This window comes from Trichocoleus sp. ST-U1 (assembly GCF_039961835.1).
GTDB lineage: Bacteria > Cyanobacteriota > Cyanobacteriia > Cyanobacteriales > FACHB-T130 > FACHB-T130.
The window spans coordinates 98,400-108,235 of record NZ_JAMPJZ010000011.1 but is presented as its reverse complement, the minus strand read 5'-3'; the positions used below and the strand labels follow the sequence as shown (position 1 = coordinate 108,235).

Here is a 9,836-nt window from a genome sequence, read left to right as displayed (position 1 = left end):
AGACTGAGGTGGAAAATCCGATGCTGTATCCCAGCATCTGCTTAACTAAAACCCAATTCCAAGCAAAGCGGGGACGATATCCGGCACTCCAGTAGAGTAGTGCTAGAGTTTGAACTTGCTGTAGCCACCATCCAGCCACCAGCGCCCAAACTCCGGCTCCCCGAAAAGCCATTGGAAAGGCTATCACGTAGTAAACTAACTGACCGAGAAGTTCAATTAAAGCTACCCGCTTGTAATCTAGATTGCGCTCTAGCCGAGCCATCGGGACTTGATTGAGGAGAACGACGGGAAGTCCCAGAAACAAGACTTGCGCTACCGGGCGAAACCCTTGGATATTCACCCAGCTTTCCACTAAGGGAAGCGCCAAAAAAGCTAAAAGCATTCCTGTAAACGCTTGCAGCAACAGCAGGGTGAAAGCTTGGTGATATACTCCGAGTTCCTCTTCCCCTTCCCGCCGCACCAGATAAACTTCAATGCCTAGCTGGCTGAGCATCTGAAGGTACAAAAATATACTGATGGTGGCAGCATAGAGACCGTATTTCTCCGGTCCTATGACTTTGGTAACTAGCATCACTCCTGCCAGACTGATGAATACTCCCAGTCCCTGACGCAGTACCAGGTAGACTCCTCCCCGCATGACTTGCGTTTTCAGGTTCATGCTTGACCCTCAAAGTAGCAAATATTACGGAGAAATCCTTGATGTTCTACCAATGAAGACTTCCAGAAAAAGAGATTTATAGATAGCGATCGCAGCTTGGGAGTCTTTAGCGGCGCAAGATGCGGGAAAATCGGTAGAATGCTCATCAATTTTTTGAGCAGGTGGCTCAGCTCCAGCACATTTTTCTCCTTAGTTTGCCTTGGTTCATCGCTACTGCATCAGTAGACGGCCTTCTAAGGTCGTCAGCATATTTCATTGAATAAATAGTCAATTGCTACTAACGCTAGTACAGATTGGCAAAAATATCTCAGCAACAGTTAAAGCGATCGTACTTGGGTGCCAATCTCTTTTTAAGCAAGCAAATTTAATTTACCACAGACAACAGTGTGGATTTGTGAGAATTCCCCCCCAAAGTTTAAAGCTTTTATAAAGACACTGAATATTTACACATTTGGCATTGAGCTATGGAAGGCTTGATAATTCTTCATTAGAACTTCAACTTTATGAAATAGATAACTTACATTATTCTCTGCAAAATGTCTGTAATCTTACCAGTGTTTAGGCAATCATGATATTAAAACTTCTCCATCGGGCTGTGGCTCCTGTGTTTATTGGCACTATGCTTGGGTGTACTGCTAGTAGCAATAGGTAGCAACCAACAGCCGATTGTAGGCGCGGATCTTGTGTCCGTACCGATGGCACCCACTTCCTACGTCGCTGGGCTAACGTGTCGATAGGAGGTGGAGGGTTTGTTACAGGTGTTTATACTCACAACGTACAAAAGGATCTGGTTTAGCTCAGAACCGACGTTGGTGGCTTTTATCGCTGGAATGCCGAAGATAAAACCTGCATTCGATTACATGACAGCTTCACAATGAAAGAGAAAACATATTACGGGGAAGAAGCGATCGCAACAGATCCCATCAACCCAAATATCGTTTACATGGCAGCAGGTAAATACTCCCAGCGGCAACCCAAAAGATCAATCTTTAAGTCCACAGAGCGAGGTAAAAACTGGACTAAACTAAACATCAACTTAGGGATAGACAGTAATGTTGAGCATGGCTGGGTGGGAAAAAGACTAGCTCTCAATCCGGCTAACTCCAACATTATTTTCATTGATTCGCGGCACGATGGGGTGTGGAGATACTCGGATGCAGGCGCGACAATGGGCGAAAGTCGCAACTTTATCCCCAACGCTTACCAAAGGCGTTGGCATCTCGTCTGCGTTGGCGGTTCAAGGTGGCACTCAACTTATACAGAAGCAACTTCAACAGACGCTGGATTAACCTGGAAGAAGTTTGCGTCGTTTCCGGCATCAATTACCACTGCGCGTAGCGATATCGGCAACTAATCCAAACTTGTTTGTTGTAGCTGTAAGTAAAGCTCTACCCCTACGCACCACTAATGGCGGCGCTTCAGGGAGTGCAGTGTCTGGACTACCAAATTGCTCAGAATGTCCCTGGTATTGAGATCAGCCCTTGGTGGCGAATAAAGTAGATGGAAATACTTTTTACTATTACAGCGACAGCAAAGTTTACCGCAGCACTGACCAAGGTGCATCCTTTAGCCTTTAGCATTGTCAACTCATCGATTCCCAATATTAAGAGTGACTACTATTCGTATGCGCTGAAAACAGTTCCAGATGCGAAAACTGAAGTCAGGCTCAGCTTAGACTAGGAAGGTTTATTTAACTCCACAGACGGTGGCAAAACGTTCGCTAAGCTGCCTTCAGTAGAAAAGGCGCATTTGTTTACTTTTGGGAAACCGCAGACCGGAAGGACAACTCCAGAGCTTTATTTGTATGGAAAAATTTCTGGTATGGGCGAGGGGATCTTCCGTTCTCTCGACAGAGGCAGAACTTGGATAAGCATTGGTTCTAGCCAAAATCCCATCGCTGGCGAGCCAAATGCGATGGAGGCGAGTTGGCAACAGTTTGGCTTGGTTTTCGTTGGTACCAATGGCAGGGGCATCTACTACGGAACTCCTGACGATTCCAAGGAGTAGGCTGCTTTATCTTCCGCGCCCGTACACGCAATTCGCCCCTGAATACTGGTTAAATTTACCCGAAAAGTACCAAGGCATTAGCCTTTAACAGAAGACGGTTCTTTCACGCTAGTAACACGTTCTGTTAAAGAATGATTTTGTAGTGCTGTTACTTGTGACAACACGTACGAGACGAGGGATTCAACCGTCATCAAGACTACCGAAAATGCCAATACTACGAAACCAGCAGCCGTGAAGAGAAACATGACGCTTGTAGAAATTAGTTTCTTGATAAAGGCGTTCATTTTGGTAAATAGTTTTGTTTACCCCTCTAGGATATGAAACACTACAGGGTCTTGACATCAGTGAATTTTTTGAATTTTTTGTAAAGAACTCCTTTATAAACCCGAAAACATACGGAGACGCTTTAAGTATATTTTTCTACAAATAAATTAAAGGATGTTTTTCTGATTTTGTCCTGAAAGCTAAGTTTTTTTAACTGAATGCTGCTAAATGCTGCTAGTAAATACGTAATTGAATGTAAATATGTGTGTCGCGCTTATAACACTAGTGAAGTGAGTGTTCATGGCTATTTTGTGTAAAAAAAATATAAAGATAATATAAAGACAAAAAATAGTAGGGGCGTACAGCTATTTGTGCGCCCCTATCACCTGGCAGGAAAATATTAAGTTATATTGACAATTTAGAAATGCAACAGCGCTTTTAAGCCTTGACCAGGTCTGATGGAACTGGAATTCGTTTGCCGTTTTCGTTGTCTAGTGGAGCAAGGGCGGTGAGTGTTCTGTACAACTCCAATGTTTCGCTAGTAATCTGGTTCCAGGTATAGTGTGCTTGCACATAACTCTGGGCGTTTTTAGCCATTACCGCCAATTCATTCTGGTGATTGATTGCCCATTCCAAGCTGCGGAGGCAGGAGTCTACATTTTTTACCTGGAAAAGCATCCCTCGGTTTTTGCCAATCAATTGCTGATGCACGGGAATGTCACTACCGAGTACGGGAACACCTTCCTGCATTGCTTCCAACATTGATAGAGGTAATCCCTCCAACTCAGAAGGAAGTACAAACAATCCCGCACCCCGAAGGATTTCTGCAAGACGGGGACCTCTAAGTTCACCTGTGAATATGATGTTCTTATTATTCGCCGCCATCTCGGTGATCTCCGAGGTGAACTCATTGGTATCGCTGGTACCGCCCACCATTACAAGTTTCCATCCTTCTTGCTGAAGATTTTGGAAGGCTTTGATGAGTAAGTCAGGGCACTTTTCCGGTACGAGTCTACCTAAAAATAGAATATAGCGTCCTTGTTCCAGACCTAGCGAAGTTCCATAGCTAAAAGTAGGGTCTGAATCACCCATATTTGAGGGTGCGTTAGGAATATAAATTGTCTCCTTACCGTAAGTTTCCTTAAAGTATGAGCGCAGTTCCTCTGAGACGACGATCATGCTATCAGAGAAGCGGACAGCAGCACGTTCGCCGCGACGGATTAGGTCGCTAGAAGCTTTGTTCCATTTGGCACGTTGCCAATCTAAGCCATGACAGGTAACAACAACTTTTGCCGAGGAAGCAATTTTGGGTAGCCAAGTAAAGAGGGCTGGTCCTAAAGCATGGAAGTGAACGATATCATAACGCTTCGCATTGCAAGCGATCGCTCCCAGCGCCGAACTCAACAGAGCATCCATTCCCTTGATATTCAAGCTGGGTATGGAAACAACCTTCACACCATGAACGTTATAGTGGCTGAGCGAAACATCTCCAGTGTATGAGGAACGGGCAAACAAATCCACTTCATGACCCTGTTCCACAACCCGTGAATAAATTTCTTCACAGTGGTGCTCGATACCACCCTGTTTAGCAGGCAACCCTTTTGCTCCAATTACGGCAATTTTCATGGCGAAACCCCGGTAAAAGTTTTTTGATTAATCTGGCTAGTAGACAAATTCCGCTGTTGCCAGCGGCTTAGCATATCGCTGTAGATATCACCCACGACAGTCTTGGCACTGTAAGGTTTGGCAGCTTTAACGCACGCCTCGATTGGATAATCTCCACCGTTGTGCAGTACCTTCCGCAAGGCATCTGCAATTGCGGCTGGCGATCGCTCCTCGCACACCACTCCACTATCAGTAGTGAGTAGGTTTGGAGTTTCGCCGCATTGGGTTGTCACCACTGGCGTACCACTGGCAAGTGCTTCGAGAACGACCATAGGAAGACCTTCATAGGCGCTCGTTAGTACAAAAACACTACATACACGTTGCAACTGTGCAAGTTCTGCCTGGGCTAATGGTCCCAGCAGCGTTACCTGTCCGGACAATCCAAGGCGGGAAATCTCAGAACGTAGCTTATCCTTTAAGTCTCCATCGCCTGCTATGAGGAGGTGAACATTTGAATCGTTCAGGGCAGCAATGGAGCGGACTAGCAAGACGGGGTCTTTCTGGGCGTGAAGGCGACCAGCAAATAGAATAAAGCGTGTATCTTCCGCTAAACCCATCTGCTGTGCAAGTGTGCGCCTACCTTTCTCTCGTTCATCTAAGGTCAATGGGTAGCAGATTTCGTTATCTACTGTGTTTTTGACGTAGGAAATGCGCTCTGCTATCTCTGGGTAATGCTGCTGGTAATGTTGCACCGATTCAGTATTACACGACAAGATTTGAGAAAACTGACTTACAAGATAGCGTTCGATAGCAAAATATGCTGCTGGAAAACGTTGCCACAGAATCGCATTTTTTTTGTCCGCAGAATTAATTTGCTTTTGAATATCGTTGTGAATAAAGAGAGTCTTTTCTCCTGACCAGTTGCGAGTAAAAAGTGTGGGTTCCAGCCTGTGAAAGTGCATGAAATCCGAACTCAAATTCCGACCCAAAAGGGCAGCCGTATATTTAATAGTGGTTGGTACTAATTTTTTAAAGTTATCGTTTTCTATAAAAAACAAGGGCATAAAGCGGATCTCTCTGCCTGCCAACTGGGCGTCTCTCCATACTCCTATGGGTTGCGATGGATCGTTCTCCGTTCCTACCAGCCGGATTTCAAACTCGCTAGGAGCGTATTTAACAAAAGTGCGTATGACTGTTTGTATACCCCCGATGCTAATGCTACTCGGATTGAACTGGTAGAAGATAGTCAAAACAGGTTTACGCATAACAATACCTATATATAGCTAGGTGTATTGGTTGTTTTTTTGTTGTGGCAAAGATTAATTAAGCAGTCTGTCAGTAGATTTATTTCAGCATGATTGCTTAGCTGACTTGAGAGTCTGAGATTCTCTTCCTCATAATTGCTTAGATTACTGTAAAACCCTACTTAAGTAAATTGAATTTGCCAGATTTTACAGAAAGTTCTCAAATTTCCCACTTGACTTCATGGCAACTTTATAATGAGGTTCAAGACGCTATGAAGGCAAAAAATGGCTCAATTTTAACACTGCCCAATAATTTCTCCCAAACCCGAAAAACCCTGACCCAGCCATTCCTAAGCTTTTACCAAATCTAATACCACCCTGAAAGAGAACTCGTTACTCCTACTACTACTATCAAAAGTAGGAGTTATAAAATACTCCTTATGGAAGATGCGGACTGAGTTTATACGTAAGATTACTTAGTTGTATGAATTGTACTTTGAAATTAACTTTCCGAAGGCTATTACTACTATCAAAAGTAGGAATTATGAATACTTCTTATGGAAGATGCGGACTGAGTTTATACGTAAGATTACTTAGTTTTATGAATTGTACTTCGAAATTAACTTTCCGAAGGCTATTACTACTATCAAAAGTAGGAATTATGAATACTCCTTATGGAAGATGCGAACTGAGTTTATACATAAAGCCGCTTAATTGTATAAATTGTACTTTCGTACTTTACAATTAACTTTCCGAGGCATCGGATATAGACTGCTAACGAAGTCTGTATTTAAAAGTGTAATTTGACAGCCACTATACAAAAATAGAATTTTATTTAATATTCTCTACTAGAAAATATTTCTTTGCCGATCCGCAGTAGCAGCCTGCAAGAGCGAATTTGCTTAGTTGTCCTATTGGTGAGGGGTATCAACGTAACGCATTTAAGCAAGTGTATATCAGCGGTCTTCTCTACACGGAAAGGGGACTCGCCTTTTTCCCATAACAAAATTCTCCTACCCCGAACACGGTTAGGAGAAGAGGATTCGCCATAAGCGTATAGAACGTCCTTACAACGGTACGCTTATGGTTCGAGCTAGAAGTAATCGATTAATGCTTGTTTAAGCGCGATCGCTATTTTTAGGAGCCTTCGCTGTCAGCATTTTTGGCGTACTGGCATCTTCCTTGTAGTATGCCTTGGCATGGTGGAAATAACTATCAGGTTCGTTTTCCACAATCACACCATTGACGACCAAGCCCAAGACCTTCTGACCTGACTGTACCAAAAATTGCTTACAAGCAGCAGCGCTGACAGTATCAACCACGCCTGGGCGAACTACCAATAACATACCATCAGTCATCTTGCCTACTGCCAGAGCATCTGCCACCAGAACAATTGGAGGCGTATCAAGGATTATAAAATCGTAGTCTTTAGAAAAATTGTCAATTAATCCAGCCATCCGCTTTGAGTCAACAAGAGCCAATGGATTAGGAGGAATCACCCCAGAAGGAAGCACATCCAAGTTATCCATCACTTCTCGCACAGCCATCTCAAACTCAGCTTGATTAACGATGACATCGCTCAGACCAATTGCATTAGTCAAGTCCCAGATATGATGCTGCATGGGATGGTGCAGATCCGCATCTATTAATAAAACTCGTCTTCCTAGTTGAGCCATAGCGATAGCCAAGTTGGCACAAACTGTAGACTTGCCTTCTTTGGAAACAGAACTTGTCACCGCAATGACTTTCAGCTCTTGATCTGGACTGAGAAACTTCAAGTTTGCCTGAAGCATACGGTAAGCTTCACTGATAACCGAATGTGGATTATCTCTAACAGGAAGCTGCGGAAGAATTCTTTCTAGTTTCTTACTGCGAAAAGTAACTTTTTTCTTCAAAGAAGGAATCATTCCCAGGACAGTATATTTAAATAACTCCCGCACCTCCTTTGCAGTTTTGATAGTTGGATCTTTCAGGTCTACAAGGAAAGCAGTAATTACATAAAGTAGACTGCCTGCAACAATTCCGGCAGCTATGATTATTAGCTTGCGAGTACCTACGGGCTTTTCTGGAACTGTAGCGGCGGAAATTAAACTAGCGTTGCCTACATTCTGATTTTCCGCAATCTGTACCTCTTGAAGATTTTTCAAAAGAATTTGGTAGGTAGATTGCGCGGCTTCTACTTGCCGTTGTAAATCCCGCTGACCCTGTTGCAATCTAGGTAAAATGTTCGCTCTTTGTTTGTACGCCTCCTGAGCGCGAGATAAAAAAGTCACTTGATTAGCCAAACCTAAGCGTTGCACTTCTGCATTGACTAATTCTGCGGTCAGTTTTTGTTCAAGTTCCCCAATTTGTAAATTTGCTTCGGATACTTGTTGGTTGGTGCCAACAATCTCTCCTACCCGTTCCTGTAGTAAAGCTTTTAATGCCGCTTGTTTGCTTTCGAGATTAATTATTTTGGGGTTTTCATCCTGAAAGCGGGTGCGCTCAACTGTCAACTCGCCTTCAATTTTTTGGAGTTCTATCAGCACTTGCTGAACTGCGGGAGATTGACTGAGCGAGTTTAGAGCCATAGCCCGCTGTGAATTCAGTCCTATCTTACTTTGGAAGGCGGCGACTCTAGCAGTTGCATCTTCAAGTTCAGCTTGAGTTTGCGCTTTTTTGCTGTCTAGCTCTGCGATCGCTTTTACGGCTGAGCTTCCTTCTTCTTCTAGAGCTACAATGTTATTCTGTTCTTTGAAACTACGCAAAGCGGCTTCTGCTTGACGAACAGTGGCTTCAGTCTTCGGTAGCTGCTTACTAATAAATTCGCGAGCCGCCGCTGCTTGAGCGCGGTTATTAAGTACATTCTTCTCGCGATACAAATCCATCAGTTTGTTGACTATCTTTGCAGCTTCCTGGGGATCTTTGCCTTTAACGGATATCTGCAAAACATCGGTTCCTTTGATCCCTTTTACCGTAAGCTGTTTTAGGAAATCAGCAGGTTTTAGGGGATCTCCCTTTTTGTCTTTTAGGTTTAGAGAATTTATCGTCTCTTGTATCAGAGGCTCAGAACGGACTATCTCGGCTTCTGTATCCAGAGGAGTATTCAAGACATTTAGCGGTTCCAACTGTCCGATTTTTGCCCCCGCCTCTGTGACTAAGGCAGAAGTCGTATTTTGCTTCTTAAACAAAAGCCTCCCTTCGGCTTCGTAGGTAGGCTTTTTTAAGAACGCAAATGCGGCGGCGAGTGCAACTGTAAATATAAAGACGGTACTGGCGGGTAGCCAACGCCGTTTGAGGATAAGCCAGTATTTTTTAAAATCTATATCTTCTGTGTATTGTCTAGTTTCCATAAGAGGCTCGTGTAGGAGAGTGGTAATAAGGTTGTTTTGGAGGCAGGTGTATTAGCCGCTCCCAGAAGCGAGTCCTTGCAGTGTAGATTATTTCCTCGCTTATCGAGAGGCAGCATCTGGTAGTTCTTACTCAGCCGACAATTGTATCCTAACAAGGCTAGTAAAAGTTGGAGTGATAAAAAAAACTGTTAATCAATGAAAGGATGAGCTTAAAGCTGTATGCAGTAGCATTCGGCTGGTAGCTCTAGATAAGAGGGATTAACAAAAGCGGGCTGCGAAATTTTTTTGATGCTGACGGACAACCGGACTATGGCAAAGAGTAGAAGTGCGATCGCTTTGGATGAAAGCACCTTAAGCTTACACCTTAAAGCAGGATTAACTGCGCGATCGCTATAGAATCACTCAAACAATTGAGTCGGAAATATTTTATGTCATATCGGAGGCAGTTTTGGGACGATTGCCGGAGTGACTGGAAGATTAATTTGGCACAAATATCTGGGAACATATTTCTGTTTTGTGCGATCGCCCTCAAAATCCTGAGATATCTGTATAAACATCCGATTATTCTTTAGCCAAGGAGATTACCACCAGCCTTAACAAATCGGACGATTGCCAGGATTCACGGCATGAATATCCTTGCTGTGTGAATGAAACCATCCCCGCTCCTGAAGATCAATCTCTTACCTTAAAGCTTTCAACCTGTTTGACAGGTTGAAAGCCTTTGCC

7 protein-coding genes are annotated in these 9,836 nt (G+C 43.7%); 3 read left to right on the top strand and 4 right to left on the bottom strand.

Annotated elements, in window-relative coordinates:
• Nucleotides 1-658 (bottom strand): oligosaccharide flippase family protein (locus NDA06_RS06880; protein ID WP_348251697.1); only part of this gene is annotated, 658 nt, incomplete at its 3' end.
• Nucleotides 659-1,532: 874 nt separating this feature from the next.
• Here NDA06_RS06880 and NDA06_RS06875 point away from each other — a divergent pair.
• From NDA06_RS06875 to NDA06_RS06865, 3 genes are all read left to right on the top strand, one after another.
• Entirely contained in the window at nt 1,533-2,012 is a 480-nt protein-coding gene (locus NDA06_RS06875) for a hypothetical protein (RefSeq protein WP_348231937.1), read from the top strand.
• Nucleotides 2,013-2,158: 146 nt separating this feature from the next.
• Entirely contained in the window at nt 2,159-2,338 is a 180-nt protein-coding gene (locus NDA06_RS06870; protein WP_190532706.1) for a hypothetical protein, read from the top strand.
• 141 nt (nt 2,339-2,479) lie between these two features.
• A complete protein-coding gene (locus tag NDA06_RS06865) occupies nt 2,480-2,665 on the top strand; it encodes a hypothetical protein (protein ID WP_190678293.1) in 186 nt (61 codons plus the stop codon).
• Between the two features lie 702 nt (nt 2,666-3,367).
• On the opposite strand, the gene NDA06_RS06860 is transcribed toward NDA06_RS06865, so the two are convergent.
• The 3 genes from NDA06_RS06860 to NDA06_RS06850 all read right to left on the bottom strand — a co-directional run bounded on the left by NDA06_RS06860 (nt 3,368) and on the right by NDA06_RS06850 (nt 9,110).
• Nucleotides 3,368-4,555 (bottom strand): glycosyltransferase family 4 protein, encoded by a 1,188-nt coding sequence (locus NDA06_RS06860; protein WP_190411463.1) that lies wholly within the window; start codon nt 4,553-4,555, stop codon nt 3,368-3,370.
• The gene (locus tag NDA06_RS06855; RefSeq protein WP_190430324.1) at nt 4,552-5,799 is read right to left on the bottom strand and encodes a glycosyltransferase family 4 protein; all 1,248 of its coding nucleotides are present in this window, start codon (nt 5,797-5,799) and stop codon (nt 4,552-4,554) included. The genes NDA06_RS06860 and NDA06_RS06855 overlap by 4 nt, the downstream gene beginning before the upstream one ends.
• A gap of 1,097 nt (nt 5,800-6,896) precedes the next feature.
• A complete protein-coding gene (locus NDA06_RS06850) occupies nt 6,897-9,110 on the bottom strand; it encodes a polysaccharide biosynthesis tyrosine autokinase (RefSeq protein WP_190411461.1) in 2,214 nt (737 codons plus the stop codon).
• Nucleotides 9,111-9,836 lie beyond the last annotated feature (726 nt).